At 52.2% G+C, this 21408-nt stretch carries 16 protein-coding genes and 1 pseudogene; 8 read left to right on the plus strand and 9 right to left on the minus strand.

Annotation, left to right across the window (positions count from 1 at the left end):
* Nucleotides 1-46: 46 nt before the first annotated feature.
* The 5 genes from EYZ66_RS08385 to EYZ66_RS08405 all read right to left on the minus strand — a co-directional run bounded on the left by EYZ66_RS08385 (nt 47) and on the right by EYZ66_RS08405 (nt 5956).
* A complete protein-coding gene (locus tag EYZ66_RS08385) occupies nt 47-1168 on the minus strand; it encodes a membrane protein (RefSeq protein WP_009576691.1) in 1122 nt (373 codons plus the stop codon).
* Between the two features lie 115 nt (nt 1169-1283).
* A complete protein-coding gene (locus EYZ66_RS08390) occupies nt 1284-3518 on the minus strand; it encodes a TonB-dependent receptor (RefSeq protein WP_158027013.1) in 2235 nt (744 codons plus the stop codon).
* Nucleotides 3519-3580: 62 nt separating this feature from the next.
* Complete coding sequence (locus EYZ66_RS08395; RefSeq protein WP_083814410.1) at nt 3581-4750, minus strand: NAD(P)/FAD-dependent oxidoreductase; 1170 nt, start codon at nt 4748-4750, stop codon at nt 3581-3583.
* Nucleotides 4751-4905: 155 nt separating this feature from the next.
* Nucleotides 4906-5301 (minus strand): RidA family protein, encoded by a 396-nt coding sequence (locus EYZ66_RS08400; protein WP_050793455.1) that lies wholly within the window; start codon nt 5299-5301, stop codon nt 4906-4908.
* Nucleotides 5288-5956, minus strand: a complete 669-nt coding sequence (locus EYZ66_RS08405; protein WP_009576687.1) for a helix-turn-helix domain-containing protein — start codon at nt 5954-5956, stop codon at nt 5288-5290. The genes EYZ66_RS08400 and EYZ66_RS08405 overlap by 14 nt, the downstream gene beginning before the upstream one ends.
* Nucleotides 5957-6302: 346 nt before the next feature.
* Between EYZ66_RS08405 and EYZ66_RS08410 the strand changes: the two genes are divergently transcribed.
* Together EYZ66_RS08410 and EYZ66_RS08415 are read left to right on the plus strand one after the other, a co-directional pair.
* Nucleotides 6303-7592, plus strand: coding sequence for a serine hydrolase domain-containing protein (locus EYZ66_RS08410; RefSeq protein WP_160195642.1), 1290 nt, complete (start codon nt 6303-6305; stop codon nt 7590-7592).
* A 138-nt stretch (nt 7593-7730) separates the two neighbouring features.
* The gene (locus EYZ66_RS08415; RefSeq protein ID WP_009577283.1) at nt 7731-8930 is read left to right on the plus strand and encodes an acyl-CoA dehydrogenase; all 1200 of its coding nucleotides are present in this window, start codon (nt 7731-7733) and stop codon (nt 8928-8930) included.
* A gap of 146 nt (nt 8931-9076) precedes the next feature.
* Here EYZ66_RS08415 and EYZ66_RS08420 read toward each other — a convergent pair whose 3' ends face one another.
* Nucleotides 9077-9307 carry a hypothetical protein gene (locus tag EYZ66_RS08420; RefSeq protein WP_139042650.1) on the minus strand — a complete coding sequence of 77 codons (231 nt, stop codon included), beginning with the start codon at nt 9305-9307 and terminating at the stop codon, nt 9077-9079.
* Between the two features lie 28 nt (nt 9308-9335).
* Between EYZ66_RS08420 and EYZ66_RS08425 the strand changes: the two genes are divergently transcribed.
* Both EYZ66_RS08425 and EYZ66_RS08430 read left to right on the plus strand, forming a co-directional pair.
* Nucleotides 9336-10397 carry an efflux RND transporter periplasmic adaptor subunit gene (locus EYZ66_RS08425; protein ID WP_009577282.1) on the plus strand — a complete coding sequence of 354 codons (1062 nt, stop codon included), beginning with the start codon at nt 9336-9338 and terminating at the stop codon, nt 10395-10397.
* Nucleotides 10397-13504, plus strand: a complete 3108-nt coding sequence (locus tag EYZ66_RS08430) for an efflux RND transporter permease subunit (RefSeq protein WP_009577281.1) — start codon at nt 10397-10399, stop codon at nt 13502-13504. Before EYZ66_RS08425 ends, EYZ66_RS08430 begins: the two co-directional genes overlap by 1 nt.
* 13 nt (nt 13505-13517) lie before the next feature.
* Here the strand turns inward: EYZ66_RS08430 and EYZ66_RS08435 are convergent, their stop codons facing one another.
* Entirely contained in the window at nt 13518-13742 is a 225-nt protein-coding gene (locus tag EYZ66_RS08435) for a putative signal transducing protein (protein ID WP_009577280.1), read from the minus strand.
* Between the two features lie 74 nt (nt 13743-13816).
* Complete coding sequence (locus EYZ66_RS08440; protein ID WP_160195643.1) at nt 13817-14491, minus strand: tellurite resistance TerB family protein; 675 nt, start codon at nt 14489-14491, stop codon at nt 13817-13819.
* Between the two features lie 700 nt (nt 14492-15191).
* On the opposite strand from EYZ66_RS08440, the pseudogene EYZ66_RS08445 reads away from it, so the two are divergent.
* Nucleotides 15192-16196: pseudogene (locus EYZ66_RS08445) on the plus strand (IS256 family transposase); the annotation flags it as partial.
* Here EYZ66_RS08445 and EYZ66_RS08450 read toward each other — a convergent pair.
* Nucleotides 16184-16717: a glutathione S-transferase family protein gene (locus EYZ66_RS08450; protein ID WP_009577157.1), complete on the minus strand. Its 534-nt coding sequence runs from the start codon at nt 16715-16717 to the stop codon at nt 16184-16186. The pseudogene EYZ66_RS08445 and the gene EYZ66_RS08450 sit on opposite strands and share 13 nt — an antisense overlap.
* A gap of 365 nt (nt 16718-17082) precedes the next feature.
* On the opposite strand from EYZ66_RS08450, the gene EYZ66_RS08455 reads away from it, so the two are divergent.
* The 3 genes from EYZ66_RS08455 to EYZ66_RS08465 all read left to right on the plus strand — a co-directional run bounded on the left by EYZ66_RS08455 (nt 17083) and on the right by EYZ66_RS08465 (nt 21396).
* Nucleotides 17083-17664, plus strand: coding sequence for a thymidine kinase (locus tag EYZ66_RS08455; RefSeq protein ID WP_009577253.1), 582 nt, complete (start codon nt 17083-17085; stop codon nt 17662-17664).
* Nucleotides 17665-17973: 309 nt separating this feature from the next.
* Complete coding sequence (locus EYZ66_RS08460; protein WP_009577252.1) at nt 17974-20316, plus strand: sulfatase-like hydrolase/transferase; 2343 nt, start codon at nt 17974-17976, stop codon at nt 20314-20316.
* Nucleotides 20317-20547: 231 nt separating this feature from the next.
* Nucleotides 20548-21396 carry an SDR family NAD(P)-dependent oxidoreductase gene (locus tag EYZ66_RS08465; protein ID WP_009577394.1) on the plus strand — a complete coding sequence of 283 codons (849 nt, stop codon included), beginning with the start codon at nt 20548-20550 and terminating at the stop codon, nt 21394-21396.
* Nucleotides 21397-21408: the final 12 nt, after the last annotated feature.

Genomic DNA, 21408 nt, shown 5'->3' on the forward strand with positions numbered 1-21408 from the left:
GTTAAAACCCTGTAAGCCCGCGAGAAACAAACGTCTAAAGAAAAACTCATCCTCTTTCCGGGCTTGCCTCTAACGATTGTGTAATACCAGACGATTTCACGATCTTCACAATACCTAAGGTGCAGATAGGAATTATGTATACCATCGCAAAACCCACTGATAGCGCGCTGTACCCGCTAGCCACGAGCGATACTATACCGAAGGTACCTAACAGACCGCCCACCCCTAGGGCGAATATTGCGATCATGGCTCTCGGGAAGTGACCCAAAGACTCCCCCTCGTTTGGCTTCAGCACAACTTCAATACGTTCAATAAGACCCTGTACCAGACCAGCACCGGTTTCCACCAAGGTGCCGAGTAAAGCGAGCAAAAAAACGGCTAACAACAGCGGATTGGTGTACTCCGACATCATCCAATAATTAGGGACTGGCTTGTCCAGCACCTCGGGATAGCCGACAGCGTAGCTTAAGTGAAACAACGTGGCTGGGATCATTACCACAACGCCGGTAACCAAACCCGACATGGCCGCCTCTTTGCGTGAGGCGATAGCACGAGTCGAAAACAATAGCACGGGGGCGATCGCTAAGTTGTACATCGCGTACAAAACACCGCCTTGAAGCCAACCGGGCTCAACGCCACTAGCACTAAACGCTTTCGACAGTATGACGCCATCATTGCTTATGACAGCCACAAAATAAGCGATAAACACCCCGTACATACCTATGGACCACCAAGTGAGTACCTTTTCTACCGCTTGTCTCCCAAAGTACACCAGCACAATGACTAAGCCCAAGACAGCGCCCATGCCAAATACACCAGAGATACCAAATTCCTGCTCAAGTAAAGTGCTAGCTGCTGAGCCTACAACCCCAAGCACCAGCAAAAACAACAGTAAATACAGAATTTCGAAGCATATCCAAAAAGGCCCAATGAGCTTACCGAAAAAAGAACGGTAGTCGTAAACCTGAAACACTCGAGCAAATTCGTAAGTACAGGCCAGAACAAGAGAAAAAAGACAGGCCGAGACCCCAATGCCAAACAAGCCCCCGAGCAAACCGTAGCGCGTGAAAAACTCGACAACTTCCCTACCTGTACCATAGCCGCCCCCCATTACTACCGAGATAAAGACTGCGGCGGGTACAACATAAACAGGCATCAGGCGTTTCATAGCGGCCTCGCAGAAAAATAGCAACAACATGCGTTGAGCACAGTGGCAAAAGACAATGTACCCAACGCGTTATCTACCCAGATCAAATAGTCGTTTGATGCAAAAACATAAACGTTTACTGACCCAAGTTATACTTCACTTCGACCCCGAATAAACGTGGCATACCCCAAATATTGCGCTCAACCGCTGTCAGCGCCGTCTGACTGTGATTCACAATGTACTCCTCGTCTGTAAGATTGCGAACCCAGGCTGAGACTTGCCATTGGTTATTCGTTGGGGTGTAACTCACGCGCGCATTCCACAAGTCATAGCTAGGCACTAACACAATATCCGTATTGGTATTGTTCGTGTACAGATCATCTTGATAGGTGTAATCAAGATTAAAAATAAGCTCACCGGCACTGCCAACTGGCTGAGCATATTGAAGTCCCGCATACAATTTAGTTTTCGGCGCGTAATTCAAATCATTGCCATTAAAATCCTTGGGCTGAGTTGGGTCTACGGCAGATATGGGGTTTTCAAATTTATCGTAGGTCGCATCCAAATACGTGGCGTTAACGGTCAGCTGCAGGCTATCCGAGGGCAACCAAACGGTTTCCAACTCTACGCCCTGACTGGTCGCCTCACCAGCGTTAGACACAATCTGCACGTTTGTATTGCCAACCGGTACTGATTGGAATAACTGAAAGTCAGAGAATTTCTGAACAAACACATCGGCATTGACGCGAAGCTTGCCATCAGCTGACGTGGACTTCACACCCACTTCAAACGCATCGACATACTCTGAATCAAACTGAATAGCAGGTAGGTAAGGGTTGAAATCGCCATTGAATCCACCGCTTTGATACCCTCGAGAATACTTCGCGTAGTACATAACGCTATCGTTTAGCTTGTAATTCAAGCCAATAGTAGGCGACACATGACTATCACTGTACTTATCTTGGTAGCTTAAGTTAAACGCGTTAAACAAAGCTCCCGGAGCCTGAGAAGCGAGGAAAGCGGCAGTCGCAGCAGGAAGTCCGAGTCCTACCTCTAACACGACCGCTCCGGTCGCTGGGTCGCTCGGCGCATTGACCTGGTTAAAATCAAAGTCTTTTTCCTCGTCGGTATAGCGCAATCCCGCGGTGAGCTCCCATTTGTCAGCGAAACGATAATTGCCTTGGACGTAGGCGGCGTAACTCGTGACATCGACTACGCTAGGAATCGCGATAGTACCGCTGAGTGCTTGACTGGGTAGCACAGGGGCCCCAAACAGCAAATTTCTCCCTGTGGCGACAGAGCTCTCAAAATAGTAGAGGCCGGCGACCCAATCAAAGTCTTCGGACTCTGGCGATACAATACGAAATTCTTGCGAGAACTGGTCCGAATCTTCGTCAAAGGTGGTCTGAAATGCGTCAACAGCAGGGGTAAAGTCTTCGTCACCATACAGGTAATACTTATTCTCTCGATAGGCCGAAATTGACGACACTGTGTATCCGCTGTCCGTTGAGTAGTTGACCGTCAAGGCAGTACCCCAAAAATCCACCTCATCCAACTCATCATCTTTACCCGACTCAAAAGCAGGCCGCGCTGCGGTAGTAAAAACCGGAGCCTCATTCGAAGACTTACCCCAGTCTGCAGCAAAAACCATCTCTAATTGATCACTCGGAAGGAATCGCAATTGTGCGCGCGCACCTTCTTGCGCCCAGTCGCCGACCTCTTTACCGAGTACAACATTATTGAACAAGCCGTCACGTTCTTGTTTCGTGTAGGCAATCGATGCGAAGACGGTCTCGCTCAAAGGCCCACTTAAATAACCAGAACCCGTCCAGTAACCTTCGTTTCCAATACCGGCCTTGAGCTCTCCCATAAAGTCTTCGGATGCTTTCCTGGTGTTCAGGTTAATGGCGCCCGACACCGTATTTTTACCGAACAAGGTGCCCTGCGGCCCTCTCAGTATTTCAACGCTCTCCAGACCCAGCAGAGGCTGGTTCGCTGTGGAAGACCTACCTTGGTAAACACCATCAATATAAACCCCCATCCGAGCATCGATACCGATGTTTCGAGCGAAGTCTACTACGCCCCTCAAACCGCTCTGCGTATTACTACCTGGAATACCACCAACACTCAATGAAGGCGCGCTTGCGGCCAAATCAAAGAGTTCGGTTGCACCGAGTTTCTCGATCGACTCCGCTCCGAAGGCTTGAATACTGATCGGTACATCTTGGCTGCTCTCGCTCCGTTTTTGGGCGGTAACAATGACCTCCTCAAGCACAAACCCTTTAGCCGCCTGTTGTGCTATCGCTGGCGACATCGTTGCCATTGCTAGTGCGGCCCCCCCAATATGAAGTGCTAATAGTGTCTTACGCATAGTGATACTCCCGGCCGTAGCCTTTTTTGTGTTTTTATCTTGGTACTTTTTGTGTTTTGGCATTAACTCGCCGCCGCTTCAAACAATCCACCTACCTCTTCTGATCTAGAGTTCAAACGGTCGGGAGCAACAAAGTCTCGTTTAAAACCAGCCGCCTCTAAATCCGGGGGAACCTGATTTTTAGAAATCAGAGACGCTGCTAATCGAGCCGCTGCTGGTGCAATCTGGATGCCATGCCCCCCTTGCCCTGCCAACCAAAAAAATCCCGCCACACGGGAATCGAAACCGATGACGGGCGTCCGGTCTCGGGCAAAGGTGCGCAAACCCGCCCAGCGATGGCGAACTTGCTTAACATGAAGATTTAGAGCCTTTTGTGCATAGTCAACCGCATACGCTATGTCTAACTCTTCTGGCTGAGCGTCACAGGCTAACGATGGATTTTCATCGGCCGGGGACGCCAAGATCAAGCCAGCATCAGGCTTGAGGTAAAAAGAACCGTCGACTGCCATAACGAGCGGCCAGGCAGACACATCACAAGCGACTGGCGGGTCAAGCAACACTGCTGTGCGTCTCAAAGGCATAAGCCCAAGGCGATCCACACCGGCGAGCGCAGCTAATTCGTCAGCCCACGCACCCGCTGCGTTGACGACGACAGGCGCCGAGTACCTAGCACTGTCGGTCGACACGGTCCAAACCCCATGATCTCGTGTTAACGCGCCGATCGTACAGTTACTCACCAACTGCCCACCCGCCTGCTTCAAAGCCTTTAAATATCCCAAGTGCAAGGCATGAACATCCATGTCAAACACATCGGGCTCAAACCATCCGGATTTTGAATATTCGTCGTTAATAATCGGCACGTGTTGTCGAATGACCTCTCGGCCAACCTTGACAATATTCGGTATAACCACCTGCAGCTTTTCGAGCTCGGTTTCGACCGACACGGCGCAATCAGGCGGACACAAAGACAGCAATCCACGACGATGCAGCAGGGTCTCGACTTGAAAATCGGCTGGAGGCTCAGCCAAAAAATTCAAACTGCACTCAGTTAGAAACCGAAGGCTTGGGTTATCGAAGCCGTAAGACGGGATGTACGCCGCAGCGGATCGCCCCGTAGAGTGGTATCCGGGCTGCTTTTCTCGCTCAAGCACCAATACGCTGGCAGTCGGAGCCAATTCCGCCGCGACAGATGCGCCCGCCATTCCTGCGCCGATAACTATGACATCGAACACGTCCAAGAGCCCTACTCTCCGTTCAACTTAATTATGTGTTGGTTCTAACCGTAACACGAAATTTCGATATCGAAAATATTTTATCGAAAAAATTTTTCGGTTACGAAAATTTAGGCCCAAAAAAAACCACCTAAGTTGCCTTCACAGTGCCATCACTAAACCTCCTGATAGGTTGCGACAGCTTCAATTTCAACCCGTGCACCAGGCAACATAAGATCCGATCGAACAGTAGAGCGCGCTGGACGATGCCCGCCAAAAAACTCGATATACGCCGCATTAAATCCAGCAAAATCGTCTATGTGTGTAAGCCAAACCGTAACTTTGACGACATGCTCATTCGACAAACCTTCAAGCTCAAGCAACTTCTGAATATTCGCGAGACAGAGTTGCGTTTGCTCTTTAATGTCACCAGTATTCAACCGAGCGTCGGCATCAAACGCCAACTGCCCTGAGGTAAACAAAAATCCGTTGGATCGGTAGGCAGCCGACAAGGGTGCCTTATCGCCACTCGGCAAGATAATCTCTTTCCCGACAGGTCTAGTCTCTTTCATCTTTTTCCCTCTTCATTGGTCGAAACGTATCCGACACGTTTTGATAGCCCTCTAAGGACATACTAATTAATATCTCCGCAGGATTTGGCCCAACCGATACGTAATGATGACCCATCGAAGAGTCGAACAGGATGCTATCCCCCGCATTCAACAACACAGGTTCGTACAATTCAGTATACAGCTCTAGTCCACCGCTCAAGACATACAGGAACTCTTGCCCTTGGTGGCGATGCCAGGGCAAAGAATCATCAAAAGTGAACGAGTTTACGACACCCTTAAGATAGCCCTGCCGATGATTAGCGACTTCACTGCACAGCACCTCGTAATCGACATCGGTCGTGTTAAACATAACCCCATGACCACCAATCGTAATTGCTCGACGGCCCATCATATGGCTACTCGGGTTGGTCAGATCAGTTACAGCAAGACCCAGCCCCGTCGCGAGTTTATTGACACTACTAAAATTGAGATCTGTCTTGCCGTGCTCCAGTTTCGACAACGTTCCTACCGAGATACCCGTTCTCTTCGAGACATCGGCGAGCGTCCAGTCCTGCTCCTTTCGAAGCTGTCGCAGGCGACGTCCGATAGGATTAGGAAGCCGGTCTGCCTCTTCGTTGGGCGGCTGTGCCTTCTGTTTTTTTACAATACTGACCAAAGAACTAATCCTCTAAAATCAAATTGACTGACGCCACCAACACCACACAATACACTCTTTTTTTCGACAACGAAACGTAGCGCTACACCCTAGACGCCGAGCTAGCGAAGAGCTTACCGAGAAATTGTAAGCACCTAAACCGCTCTACATCAATGTTGCAGTCTGCAAAGCACCGCTATGAATCCCCTAAAAGTGATAGACTCACACAGTACGAACCATTAGTGTTTTTACACTGCGACCAGAATCGGCGTTCCAAAGCGTTTGCTTTAGTTAGGGCACAGCAGAAAACCGGCACAAGTAACGTTTTTTGAACGACTCTAAAACGCCCCGAACATGAGAAAGCACAATGACGAAAGCACCTGCGAAAACCAACATTTTTGGTGATACCAGCCCAGGTTTTGAATCCGTTCGGGACCTGTTTACAAAAAATATGAACCAATGGGAAGAAGAGCACGCCCAGCTTTGCGTGTATCACAGAGGTCAAAAAGTCGTCGATTTGTGGGGTTCAAAGGGCGACACCGGGCAGTTTACGCCAGACTCCCTGATCAACATCTTCAGCAGCGGCAAAAGCCTAGAAGCATTAGCAATTGCTCATCTAGCAGGCGCTGGGCAGTTAGACTACGACGCACCCATTGCTCGCTATTGGCCAGAATTCGCAGCTCAGGGCAAAGACGCAGTGACGGTTGCGGATCTCATGCGCCACGAAGCGGGGCTGGCTAATTTTGACGTTTCACTTGAAACCGAAGACTTGCTCACGCATCGAATCAAAGAAAACGCGATCGGGAAGTATATCGAAGAGCACTCACAACATTTCAAAGACCGAGCACGCACCGCAAGAGAATATCATGCGCTAACACGTGGCTGGATCGCTAACGAACTCTTCCGACGTGTGGACCCACAAGGCCGCACCATAGGCGAATTCGTACAACAGGAAATTAGCCAACCCCTGCAACTCGACCTAGCCATAGGCGTTACCGAAGAGCAGTATGAGCGTCGCGTACCGATAACCCCTCTTCATCCACTTAAACATTTGCTCGCGACCTTCCGCCCCAAACTATTTGGACGTCGCGTTTTGCATAACACCTTTCAGCTGTTCGCACGCTTGTTCATGCTGATTAAAACCCTGTTTAGAGGACCCTCGAAAAAATGGCCCACCCCCATTCAAGGAATGACCGGCATTGGTTTTTTTAATGATAAGAATCTAGCGATGGGTGAAACGCCCTCGGCAAATACCAGCGCTTCGGCCCGGGCACTTGCAAAAGTGGCAGCAGGTATGGCTGCTGGCGGCATGTTCGAGGATCATACAATTCTGAGTAAAGAAGCCTGGGACCTACTGCACACCGACCCCGTACACGCCACCATGGGTGGCTTCCTTCCGTGCGCATTCACGCAAGGCGGTGTCGCACATTATGCCCTTTCTAGCTCTAATTCCAACTGGCTTCAGCGCGCCTTTAATCAAGGACGCGAAGGCTTTTACGGCTGGATGGGCTTGGGGGGCTCCCTATTCCAGTGGCACCCCCAGCATGAGATCGGCTTTGCATTTGTGCCCACGTCGCTCCACATGCTGGATTTAATGAACGAGCGCGGCAAGTGCTACCAGGAAGAAGTCCTGCGTTGCGTCAGCAACTTAAATTAGGTGCTTGACCCGAATACGTTTAAAACTCATGAACATTAAATCAGACAGCACATCGACAGGCTCAGAGTACGATAAAATTACGTGCTAACCTAGCATACGACCCGTATCGGACCAGCACACCACAACACGGCGAACGTTATGACGAATTCCACCATTTCAAAAACACCTTGGACCACTTTCGATTGGCAAGATCCCTTCCTACTCGAGCAACAGCTAACCGATGAGCAGCGCCTAATACGGGACACCGCAAAGCAATACGCGCAAGAGAAATTACTACCCCGTGTGACTCAGGCGTTTCGAGAAGAAAGCACGGACGCCAGCATTTTCAAAGAGATGGGTGCCTTGGGCCTATTGGGCTCGACGATCAAGGGCTACGGCTGTGCGGGTGTCGATTACATCAGCTACGGCCTGATCGCTCGTGAGGTCGAACGCGTCGATTCTGGATATCGCTCTATGTTGAGCGTGCAGTCCTCGCTGGTGATGTATCCCATCTACGCTTTTGGCACGGAAGAGCAGCGCGAAAAGTACCTGCCCAAACTAGCGACCGGCGAGTGGATTGGATGCTTCGGTCTAACTGAACCCGATTACGGCTCGGATCCGGGCGGCATGATCACTCGCGCTCGAAGTGTTGAGGGTGGCTATCGCTTGAGCGGCGCCAAAATGTGGATTAGCAACAGTCCTATTGCCGACGTCTTTGTCGTGTGGGCTAAAACCGATGACGGGCAAATTCGCGGATTTATTCTGGAAAAAGGTATGCCAGGCCTCAGTGCTCCTAAGATTGAAGGGAAGCTTGCACTGCGGGCCTCCATCACGGGCGAGATCGTGATGGAGGATGTCTTCGTCAGCGAAGAGCAGTTACTGCCCAATGTTAAGGGGCTGAAAGGACCATTCAGCTGTTTGAATATGGCGCGCTATGGTATTGCTTGGGGAGCTTTGGGTGCAGCAGAAACCTGCTGGCAAACCGCACGAGCCTATACACTCGAACGCTCTCAGTTCGGTCGCCCACTGGCCGCGAATCAGCTGATTCAGCTCAAGCTCGCTGACATGCAAACCGATATTGCTTTAGGCTTACAAGGCTGCTTTAGGGCTGGGCAGCAACTCTGTGATGACGGGATCGCACCAGAGCTCATATCCCTGATCAAACGCAACTCGTGCGCTAAAGCTTTACACATTGCTCGACAAGCGCGCGACATGCTGGGCGGTAATGGAATATCTGATCAATACCCGGTCATGCGCCATATGATGAACCTAGAAGTGGTGAACACTTACGAAGGCACCAGCGATATTCACGCTCTAATTCTAGGGCGTTCACAGACTGGCTTGGCCAGTTTTAGCTGAGGATCGCATGAACCGGCGGTCTACTGTGCGATTGACTAGTGTACAGTGACCATCGTTGGCAGCTGTGGTTGCCAGCATAGGGCGCACTGGCCTCTGTGCCCATGATGTTAACGTTCATGCTGTTCCATTGCATGTCTGATCTATCATCACTTTGCCGACGTAACTACTGGCACGCCCTGCTGCTTGAATAAAGCCCAGTACCCAAACGATGCCAACGGCGTCCGCGTGGCCAGCGCGAGAGCATAAACCGAGCCAGCGCCAGTACCTTTTGGGCTACAATGCGAGTCGACAATGGTAGGCGAGGTTGAGTGTCTTGTTGTGGGCTTGAATACAGACACGCCGTAATACCCTATAACGTTGCGTGTTTCAAAATACACGATTGCTCCATCGAAGGGTTACACCACAATGACGAACCGCTCGCGCCAAAAATTTTTAACCTCTCACCTCACGCTGTGGTGTTTGTTGCTGAGCATTCATGCCACTGGACAACCTTACGGGAGCAGAGAAGCGCTCGTTTTAGTAGAGCCCATTGTTTATGCGAACGAAGAAACTCGTCTCGAAGCGGTTGGCACCGCAGAAGCGAGACGCTCCGTGACACTCTACGCCGCCGTCGCTGAGCGAGTGGCAGCCGTCAATTTCAAATCTGGCGACTACGTTACGCAAGGCGCCATACTGGTGCAACTTGATGACCGCCGGCAACAAGTGGCTCTGAAACAAGCTCAACTCAATCTGCAGGATACTGAACGCACTCTTGAGCGCGTACGCAAAAATTTCGAGCAAGGAGCCGTGCCGCAATCAGACCTTGATCGAGCTAAACTTGCACGAGACCTCGCGCTCGTAGATTTAAACCAAGCTCAAATCGAGGTTGAGGATCGCCAAATTATTGCACCGTTCAGCGGTTATTTAGGTCTTTCTGACATTGAGCCAGGAGACAGAATCAATAGCCAAACGGCAATCGCCACGCTCGACGATCGTGAAACATTGATCATCGATCTTAAAGTCCCCGAGGCAGCGGTCAGTTTGCTGGCAACCGACGCCACGCTCACCGTGCAGCCTTGGCGCTACAGTGGTGATCCTGTGACCGCCACCGTCGTAGAAAAAGACTCACGGATCGATCCGCAAACGCGATTATTCCGAGTTCGTGCAGAATTAGACAACCGCCGAGACGATTTCCTGCCAGGAACAAGCTTCAGAACAATCATCCAAAGCGTTGGTGAGGAGTTTATCGCAATCCCCGAGGCCGCTCTGTCGTGGGGCCCCAACGCGCCCTATATTTGGTTAGCGCGCGACCGCGTCGCTCGACGTGTTCCCGTCCAGATCGAGCAACGCCAACGCGGGCGGGTATTAGTCTCGGGGGATATCTTATTCAATGACTTATTGATCACCGAGGGCATTCAAAATATCCGTGAAGAACAAGCACTCAAATTTAAAGACCTTCCTCCTCCGGGAATGGAGGCGGCAGAATAATGACCGATCAATCACGCACAGAGGCCCCTTCGGCCAACGATTTACCCTCGGTATCTATCCGGCGGCCAATTTTGATTGTCGTTTTGAATATACTGGTGGCACTGGCCGGCATTGCCGCCCTCAATGGGGTAGAGGTACGAGAGCTCCCGGACGTCGACCGCCCCGTCGTCACCGTGCGTGCGAATCTACCCGGAGGTGCACCTGAGACGGTCGATGCGGAAGTCACCAGCGTATTAGAAGGGGCCGCAGCACGAGTCTCGGGCGTGAAATCGCTTCGATCACAATCGGAAGAAAATTCAGCGCGAACCGTTGTGGAATTTCGCCCAGGCGTCGACCTTGACGTTGCCGCGAGCGAGGTACGGGAATCGGTCAATCAAATCCGTCGTCGCTTGCCCAATGATGTAGAGCAGGTCAATGTGGTTAAGGCCGATGATGATGCCAGAGCCGTTTTGGATATAGCCATAAGCAGCGATACGCTGAGCCTAGAGGAATTATCGCGACGCTTAGAAACGGATATTGCGCCTGAGTTTTTATCCATCGATGGGGTCGCCGATGTTCGCCTGAACGGTGCGCGCGAGCGCGTTTTGCGCGTTGCCATTGACCCGCTCAAACTATCGAGCTTTGGCCTTTCTATCTCTCAAGTCGCGAATGTTTTGCGCCAGGCCCCTTTCGATGTGCCCGCTGGTAGTTTGATATCTACCGATCAACGATTGATCGTGCGTGCGGATGCAACCTCGGTCACTGCGGAGCAAGTCGAGAATATTATCGTATCGGGCAACACCAGAATTGGCGATCTTGCTCAGGCTTATTTTGGCCCCGCAGACGCAGGGAGCTTTGTGCGACTGAACGGCAAGCCCGTCGTGGGCTTGGGCGTCATACGTCAAGCGGGATCGAACACGATCGAGATATCCGATCAAGCGTTGCCAATGCTCGATCAACTGCGTGACCGCTTCCCCGATTTAGAGATGACAGTAACCAATGACGACGCCCTGTTCATTAGAAAATCTGTGAGCGAGGTCATTACGACACTTGCGATCACCGTCGTACTCGTTGTTGCAACCTTGTGGGTATTTATTGGGTCTTTTAGGGCCACCATCGTTCCCGCGTTTTCCATACCTATAGCGCTGTTTGGTGCCATCGCCGCGCTATGGCTAATGGACTTCTCGATTAATATTCTGACACTGCTGGCTCTCGTACTTGCGACCGGGCTGATCGTAGACGACGCCATCGTAGTAACAGAAAACATCCAGCGGCGACGCAGTATGGGCTTAGGCCCCCGAGCGGCGGCTGTGCTGGGCACACGCGAAGTATTCTTCGCCGTCGTCGCAACGACTGCGGTGCTGGTCGCCGTGTTTGTGCCCATTGCCTTCTTACCCTCAACTGCTGGGCGATTGTTTCGTGAATTCGGCGGTGTATTAGCCGCTGCGGTCATCATCTCGTCCTTTGTCGCGCTATCGCTTGTGCCTGCATTCACGGCTAAATTGCCTAAATCTGCGGGGCAAAAAAACCACTTTGCCTTTGTCGGTCGAGGGTTTGCGAGAGTCTACGAAAAAACCTTGCATTGGGCGCTCAACAAAGCTTGGTTGATTGCAGGGCTGTCGCTAGCGTCAGCACTGGGTGCGGTAACACTTTACGACGAGGTGGCATCTGAACTACTACCCAGCGAAGACCGCGGCACAGTCCGCGTGTTCTCGAGGGGACCAGACGGCGTAGGGCTTGATTTCATGGACCGACAAACACGTCAGCTCGAAGAGATCTTGGCCCCCTACACTGAACAAGGTGTATTTGACTCTGTGTATACAGTCGTGGGGCAATGGGATGTCAATTTGAGTTTCATTACGGCCAATATGAAACCTTGGGAAGAGCGAGATATTTCGCAGCAGCAAGTGATTCAGCAAATACGGCCAGAACTGGCCAATATACCGGGCGCTCCCGGTAGAGCTTTTGGATCGAACTCACTCAATGTGCGCGGCGGTCGCGGCGGCGGCGCCATTGAAATGGCTATTACCGGCGAAAACTACAGCGATATTTTTGCGGCTGCGCAAGCGTTCACAAAAGAAGTCGTAAAACGAGATCCGAAGTTCAGTCGCCCCGACATCTCTTACCAGCCGACGCAACCACAGCTGCGCTTTAAAATAGATCGCCGCAGAGCCGCGGACCTCGGCGTTGCGCTGTCCGATATATCCTCTACCCTAAGAGCGGCGATTAACGGGGACAACGTGGCCGACCTCAATATTGGCGACCAACAAATTCCGGTCTATCTGCAAACACGACTCAACGCCGTACGATCGCCTCAAGACATGCAGAATCTTTACGTCCCCGCACGTAATGGCGAGTTGGTACCGATTTCCAGTGTCGCCGAGATTGTTGAAGAGGGCGTATCGGCCGAGCTCGAGCGACATGGACAACGCCGAGCCATCGAAGTGCAATTTGAAATCGCCGAAGACTACCCCTTATCGGAAGCAACAGCAGCACTGCGTGGCTTTGCCCAAGAATTACTGCCCGACAGCATGGGCTTGCTGTTTTTGGGCGAAGCGCAGACCTTTGAGGACACCAATCGAGAAGTCGTGATGACCTACGTGCTCGCATTTTTGATTGTGCTTCTGGTATTAGCCGCTCAGTTCGAGAGTGTCAACAGCGCTGTCGTTGTTGTATTGACCGTACCCTTTGGTCTGGCTGCTGCGATCTATGCCCTGTATCTGACTGGAATTTCTTTAAACATTTATTCGCAAATAGGCCTCGTAATGCTCATCGGACTGCTCGCGAAAAACTCGGTTCTTTTGGTTGAATTTGCAAACCAGTTGCGAGATCGCGGAGAGACCGTCCGCGACGCGATCGAGCATGCGGCTACCATTCGATTGCGTCCTATTATGATGACGCTTATCTCAACGATTCTTGGGGGCCTTCCGCTCATTTTATCGACCGGCGCTGGCGCCGAAGCGCGAAACTCGATCGGGTGGGTCGTGTTTGGAGGTCTAGGGCTGGCAACACTCTTCACGCTCTATTTAACACCCGTGCTGTATCTGTGGCTCGCGAGGTTTGCGAAACCCCGCGCAGATGAATCAGCTCGACTGGAGCGCGAGCTTATCGACGCAGACAGGCTCTAACATCGCTCACAGCCTAACGGGACGCCGAGCTTTCATAATCCTGAAGGATTTGAAAAGCCTCTTGCGTCTGCGTGTTAGGAACGGAAATGAAGATTAATCCGGCGGCGGGTAGTTCACCCATACCGCCAACGAGCGTGTCACCGTGGACTTCGGCTTCAACGCCGAATTGCCGCATCATTCCCTTTAGAAGATGTGCCTCAATTAAGGTCGCTGGCTCATAGACTTTGATGCGGGACATATGCGGTCGCCATTTAGTTTACAATCGCCCTCGGTACAGCAACCTAGGGCCGGTGCAGCCATCTATCGTGCGCTTCACATCGCCAATAGTTGTCGTTCCAACTCGCGTGTGATCACCGGATCAAGCTCTAAGGCGCTTGCCAGCTGATCAAGCCAGGCGCGTTCCATTGGATTTTGGTCATCGATAATAGCTGCACTCACCAAGTAAATCTCCCTCTTACCTTGTGGGCAATCAACTGTTCGCGCGAAGACAGAAGGATCAAGGGGGGCATCAAACTGCTGCTGAATCCACGCATGGAGCTCATCGTCAGGCTGCAATTTTGCAATTTCCTGAGACAACAGTTCGCGTTCCTTACCGTCTATGTGACCATCCGCGCGTGCAGCCATAATCATCGCCTGAAGAATTTGTAAGCCCCGTTGCTCTTGCGGTACCCCGACAAGCTGATCAAGCTGCTGGCCTTGCTGTTCGACCGAGGAGGACGGCGCCGCTGTTTGCTGTGAATTACTTTGATAGTTTTGATAAGCCTTCCAGGCTAACGCGCCAACCCCCGCAACAGCACCGTATTTGAGCGCCTTCTTCCCCATTTTTCGTCCACGCTTAGAGCCCAGCAACAGCCCAAGAGCCCCACCACCAACTAGACTTTTCATGTCAATTCCACCCCCCGATGAACTGGGCGTCTGCTGGGGCTGGTTTGACTGCAAAGTGCCGGCTTGATTCATGATCTGGTTAAGTACAGACATTATGTTCATGCTCTCTCCCATCAAAAAGTAACGGTTGGGTTATGACCGTCTGTATTAAAGCGAGTTTCAGATACAAATACCACACAAGGCGCGCGCTGTCCGAGCAACGGTTTGTTAAGGCCTCTGGTTTCTCTGCGGTATGAATGTACCCATGACGCAATCGCCTGCTATTGGGACGCACTTAGGGCAGAGGTTGTGCTGCAAACGCCTTTGGGGGAGGTATTTAACCTCGACCCAGTGCCAGAAACTTTTAAAAACGGCGTTGTCAATGACGAGCTGTTGACGCTAATAAATGCCCGTGACTCGACTACTTTTTTTCATCGCCGTCTGAATCAGATTGACTTTTTCGTTGTTTGGAGGCGATCACTACAATCGCGATGCAAATAATGACAGCAACGACGACGCCGACTACTTCACTTTCCATGATGGCTCTCTCCTCAATCAAACGAAGGCATCATCGCCCCCCTATTGGAATTATTCCCACTCGATTGTAAATGAGAGCATATTTCTATTTATTTTCAAACAGTTACAAAGAAGCATATTCACAATACCATGAAAAATACCATGCTCAGAAATTTCTTGTAAAAAATTTATTTTGAGCGGATAAATGCGCCATTTTACGGCGTATCTGAAGATAACCTCCCAAATCCGGGGGTGTAGATAATTCTGTGTGTTGAGCCATACCATGGCCTTATTGGAGGGCGCTAGTATGGCAACAAAAAAACGCACTGATGGCATTAATCGAGATGTCCTCGATCAGTTGATCAAAGAGCGAGGTGCCGTGGGGGCTGCTGACTTTGAATCTCTGGCTGCCGAGCTCAAGAAAGCGCTTGCGGAGCGTATGCTCAATGCTGAGTTGGACGTGCATCTGGATGGTGAATCGGAGCAAGCCACGGGCAATCATCGCAATGGCACAAGCCCCAAGACAGTCGATACCGGCTCTGAGCGGATCGTCCTGGACATACCCCGCGACCGCCAGGGCCGTTTCGATCCGGTCCTGATCGCCAAGTACCAGCGCCGCTTTCCCGGCTTCGACGACAAGATCATTGCGATGTACGCCCGGGGGATGAGTACGCGCGATATCCGTGACCATATTGGTGAGATCTATGGCATTGATGTATCGCCGGACCTGGTATCGGCGATTACCGATAGCGTCATTGATGAGGTCCACGCTTGGCAGAACCGGCCTCTTGAGGAAACGTACGCGATTGTCTACTTCGACGCCTTGCGAGTGAAAATCCGCGATGAGGGGATGGTGCGCAACAAGGCGGTTTATCTTGCCATCGGTGTCACCTGCAATGGCGACAAGGACGTCCTCGGGTTGTGGATCGAGCAGACCGAAGGCGCCAAATTCTGGCTGCGGGTTATGAATGAACTCAAGGCCCGTGGCACACACGACATCCTGATCGCTGTCGTTGATGGCCTGAAGGGGTTTCCAGAGGCGATTACCAGTGCGTTCCCGGACTGCGTGGTCCAGACCTGCATCGTCCACCTAATCCGTTACTCCATGCAATTTGCCGCCTGGAAAGAGCGGAGGTCTCTCGCAAAAGCGCTGAGGCCGATCTACGGCGCTGTGAATGCTGAGACGGCGGCTCAGGCCCTGAAGGAGTTTGAGACGGGCCCCTGGGGCGAGAAATATCCTGCCGTAGTGGCTAGCTGGCATCGGCGCTGGTCCGAGGTCGTGCCCTTCTTCGCCTTTTCTCAAGAGGTGCGACCCAAACGCTTGCTCATAAAGGCTGCGTGCCCCAGCATGATATCCGCGCCAGAAAAATCGCCAATCAGGTAGTCCTTACCTTCAAGCGCGGCCTCTACCGGCTCCCAAGCCTTGGTCAGCAAACGTTTGGCCTGGCCGAGTACGGTCTCGTCGCGGCGCTCCGGCGGAAGCAATAAGGTGTGAACAACTATGGTATTCACGGGCGGCATCACCATACCTTCGCAGTAATGGAACCACTGCAAGTACATGGGAAACTCCGGGCTGTCGACACTCGGTTTCAAACCACCGTTTTTGTGGCGTTCCAAAATATATTCCACAATCGCACCCGACTCATAAATCGAGACGTCTCCGTCGTCTAGGACCGGCACTCGGCCGAGCGGATGCCGAGCACGGTGCTCATCCGATTTAGGATCTTTGGGGTGGAAAGACATCATATTGAGCTCATAGGGAAGCTCGAGCTCTTCAAGTAGCCAGCTGATTCGGCTTGCGCGGCTGTTCGGTGCAAAATGGAGTTTGAGCATGTGCGTTACCTCTCGATTTATTTGTTCTGATCATAGTGTGCAAGCACGCGCTCTGTATAGGTCATTCCGCGTTAATCTAAAAGGTGAGAGTTAATGCGGAGTTCGGAGTTCGGAGTTCGGAGTTCGGAGTTCGGAGTTCGGAGTTCGGAGCTCGGAGTTCGGAGTTCGGAGTTCGGAGTGCCAGAAGTTTGTCGATCGGCCCTCCTCACTACCAATCGCGGTTGAGACTAAAACGCAATCCCTCTGGGCCGCTCTGGTCTACTTGCAACGCCGGTTCATTTTACGCAGCGCTTAACTTAGGAGTCTTAAGAGGAGTCAACTTCAGTGTTACACTGGCGGTCGCGAGAAATCCAAGGTTCGACCATATGAGTAAACTCTTCTTCCGCTACGGCGCAATGAATAGCGGTAAAAGCACCGCGCTGCTTCAGGTGGCACACAACTACGAAGAGCGAGATCAATCCGTTATTTTGGTCAAGCCCGCCGTTGATACCAAAGGCAAAACGAACGTAGTGTCACGGCTCGGCGTGAGTCGGCAGGTTGATATCTTGCTCGGCCCCTCGGAAAACCTGAGGGAAGCGGTGGCAATAAAACAAACCCGGCATACGGATACAGGCAAACCCATCGCCTGCGTTCTAATAGACGAAGCGCAGTTTCTAACGCCCGCTCAAGTCGATCAGGCACTCGAGGTCGCAATCTATTTGAATCTGCCCGTCATCGCCTACGGCCTTCGAACCGACTTTCGAACGCAGTCGTTCCCAGGCAGCCAGCGTTTACTCGAGGTCGCGCACACGCTCGAAGAAATGAAAACCATCTGCCGCTGTGGCCGGAAAGCCATATTTAATGCGCGCCTAACGGATAGCGGCAAAACCAAAGAGGGTAGCCAAGTCATGATCGATGAGGGCACGGTGCGCTATGAGGCGCAGTGCGCTGAATGCTACCTAGCCTAATCGAAAAATTATTGGGGAGACGCCGAGACGTCACACAAAAGGGTTAGAGTCGACTCCGACCCTTTGAAGGCAGTTAAGGCATGACCGATGAGGCCTCGGTGCGCTACGAGGCCCAATGCGCTGAGTGCTACTTAAGCTAATCGTTACAGCCCTCTGATCCAGCGCGAAGCTACCGACGAAGGGGTCGGAGTGCACTCCGACCCTTTGTATGTTTTGGCACTTTTTGTGACAAAAAATGGCATTTGCCCTTTACACTCGGCCAGGCGAGCTGTCAGACTGAAAGAAAAACAGGTTTCTTGAGGAGACGTTATGTTGAATCCAAAGACCACACTTTTTCTTTTATTAACCGTTTTTCTTGTCGCGTGCAGTGGCGACGACGGAGCCGATGGACTAAATGGCGCGAACTCCATAACCACCCAAACGGAGCTCAGTGCCGACGATACGCGTTGCGAAGCTGGGGGTGTCGAAATCAACAGTGGGACCGACACCAACGGTAATGGCTCACTCGATTCGAACGAAATTACCAACACATCGGTTACCTGCAACGGGTTGGATGCCACTGGCGACGCCAGCGGTACCCTTCCCTTCGAAGAGGGCTATACCCTACCCAATATCATCTTTGTCGTAGCCGATGATGTCGGGGTGGATCAATTCGAGTCATTTGGGTTCGGAGGACTCGACGCCCCCGCTGTACCCACACTCGATTCACTCGCTGAATCTGGCGTGCGATTCGCCAACACGTGGTCAATGCCGACCTGCTCAGCAACGCGCGTCGCTTTATTCACCGGCCGTTATCCACCGCAAACCAACGTCAACACGGCGATTGTATCAATCGATCTCGCAAACTCGCAGATGTCGCCTTACGAACTCGCACTACCCAAAGTACTCGCGAGATCAGGCTATGAAAACGCCTATATCGGCAAGATTCATGCCTCCGGCTCGGACGTCAATCCAGCCAATTACCCGCTCGGAGATGCAACGATTACAACACTGGGGTGGGATTATTTCGCAGGCTATTTAGATGGTGGGCCCCGACCCATCGACAGCAGTGCAGGCTTAACCAATAGACTAGCGACCGATGAACCCTATACCTGCGGTTTCATACCAACCAGCGCAGATCACCCCCAGGGCGCTGATCAAGGTGCATGCTATATTGCAGACGGCACCTGCCAAGACATCAGTAATTCAGCTACGGCCTCAGCGGGCAAACAGTGCTTGGATCGCGGGGGCATCCTGGATCCCAATGCGTCTTGCGCAGCGCAACCCCCTGCTCACGTTGACTTCAGCCGAGCCAACGCCTATTACACGGCCGATCTGATCATCAGCGATGACCTTGGCGTTCGCACAATTCCCACCACGGACCCTCGAACACGAAAGCACCGGACGGCGCTGGAAACGGACCTCGCGCTCGACTGGGTTCAGTCGCGCAAGCAGAACAGACCGTGGATGCTTACCATCGGTTATTCATCGGCGCATGCGCCCCTTCAGCCCGTCCCCGACGATCTGATTCCCGGCGCGACCCCCTTAGAATCGGGCGTTAGCTGCACGGGCATTCGGGACGTCAGAGCACTCATGAACCAGAATTTGACGGGAATTGATGCAGAGATCGGGCGCCTACTTCAAGGTATAGGTGTTATGAAAACCAATGAGGCGGGCGAATTGGTCTACGATCCAGAAAGTAACACTGTGGTGGCTTTTATTGGAGACAACGGCAGCCTGGGCACGACGGTGAAAGCGCCCTTCATACCGGCTCGAGCCAAGGCATCCATCTATCAAGGCGGCGTGTGGATCCCCATGTTAGTAACCACACCGTACAACGCCAACCTGGGAGCGCGTGTCGACCATCTGACCAATGTAGTCGATCTGTATCAGCTGTTTTCGACCTTGGCCGAGCAAGAATTGTCCAGCGACGAGCTAGATAGATTAGATGTAAAACCCCTACTGCCTTACCTAACGGAGGTCTCACCACCCCCACAACGAGACTACAATTTCACGTATTCCGGCCGCAACATTCAGCTTGAAAAACCCGCACCTTGCGTATTGCCGGACCTCACTATTTGCCTTCAACTCTTCCCACAGCAAGCTGTTTGCCAATCCGAGGGGGGAGATTGGTATGGTGAAGGCGGTGTCGTCAGCGGACAATCATTTGATTCATGCTGTGCGGTAAATGAGTACTTTACCAGTCAGGGCCAAGAACAAGTAGCTATCCTTGCTGAAACACAAGCGGCAATCCGTAACCGCGACTACAAGTTACTGCGATTCGAGGAGCCCAATTGCGCAGCGGGGGGCGTGCTTTCGGCTCGAGAGGAGCTCTACCGACTTACAGCGGGCACGAACAACCCAGAAGCCAATCTCGATAACTTTGCGGTGGAAGATTTGCTTACAGACGGTGTTTTGGCGCTCGAAGTGGATGAAAAACTTAACTACGACGACTTAGCCGCAGAGCTTGATAAAACTCTTGCCAACACATCCAACTGTGCTGGCGATGGCAATCAGGATGGTGTAATCGACCAACGCGATATTGATGACTGGGAGTTTTGGGCAAACAAGACTTCGGGGCAATCAAGCTGGTATGACATCAATCTCGATGGATTAACCGACGAGGCCGATAAACAAATTATCGAAGATCGCCTCGGTGTGACTTGCCCGTGAACTATGTGGGGGCGGAATTCACTCCGCCCCCAGTGTCGCGACCTTAGTGTCACGGCCGCTCCATCGGAGGCCTTTGGTCAACGTCGTTTCTTCACTGTCCTGCACCCAACTCATCCATATGCACCATACGCCATGCCTGCACCCAACTCATCCATATGCACCATACGCTATACCTGCATCTCGCGGTAAGCTTAATCCCCTGATCACAATAACGTAGGGAGCGCATCACGTATGAGCACACCAAATTCATCACCTATTTGTGTCATCACCGGTGCCGGCAGCGGCATTGGCTCCGGCCTAACACGCGAAGCCATACGCCGCGGCATGCGCGTCATCGGCGCCGATATCGACAACGAAGGGCTAGAGCGAGTCGCAGACAGCTTGGGGGATCAAGCCGCGCAGTTTTCATATCAGACGCTTGATGTAACAAACGCCGAGGCGGTAGGCGCTTTTGCGGAGCAGGTGTTTGCTGAGCACGGCCAGGTGAATCTTATGTTCAACAATGCAGGCGTGCTGGTGGATGGCAAATGCTGGGAGCGTCCCCTCGCCGATTGGCGTTGGATTATCGAAGTCAACTTCATGGGCGTATTACACGGCATACATCATTTTGTTCCCAAAATGCTGAAGCAAAACGCCCCGGGGCGGATCGTAAACACCGCGTCCATCGGCGGCATACTGGGCGGCGGCACCTTCATGAGCCCCTATCAAACCACCAAACATGCTGTCGCGGTCTTATCCGAGAGCCTGTATAAAGAGCTGGAACAAGAGCCGGCAGATATCACAGCATCCGTACTGTGTCCCGCCGAGGTGGCCACTCAAATTTGGCATTCCGATCGCCATAGAAGCGACGACGAGCGCTTTGATCTGGGCGCAGCCGAACAACAGTTTCACGATGCCGTGGCGGACAATGTCGCCAAAGGGCTTGATGCAGATACCTTTGCGACTCAGGTGTTTGCTGGCATCGATGCCAATAAGTTCTGGCTGGTGCCCGATGTATCCTTCGCGCCCATTTTGCGCGAGCGCACCGAGGATATTTTGGCAACGCGGAACCCAAATCCGATTACCGAGATCGATTTCTAGGCGAATGATTTC

It is taken from the genome of Aequoribacter fuscus, assembly GCF_009910365.1.
Lineage (GTDB): Bacteria > Pseudomonadota > Gammaproteobacteria > Pseudomonadales > Halieaceae > Aequoribacter > Aequoribacter fuscus.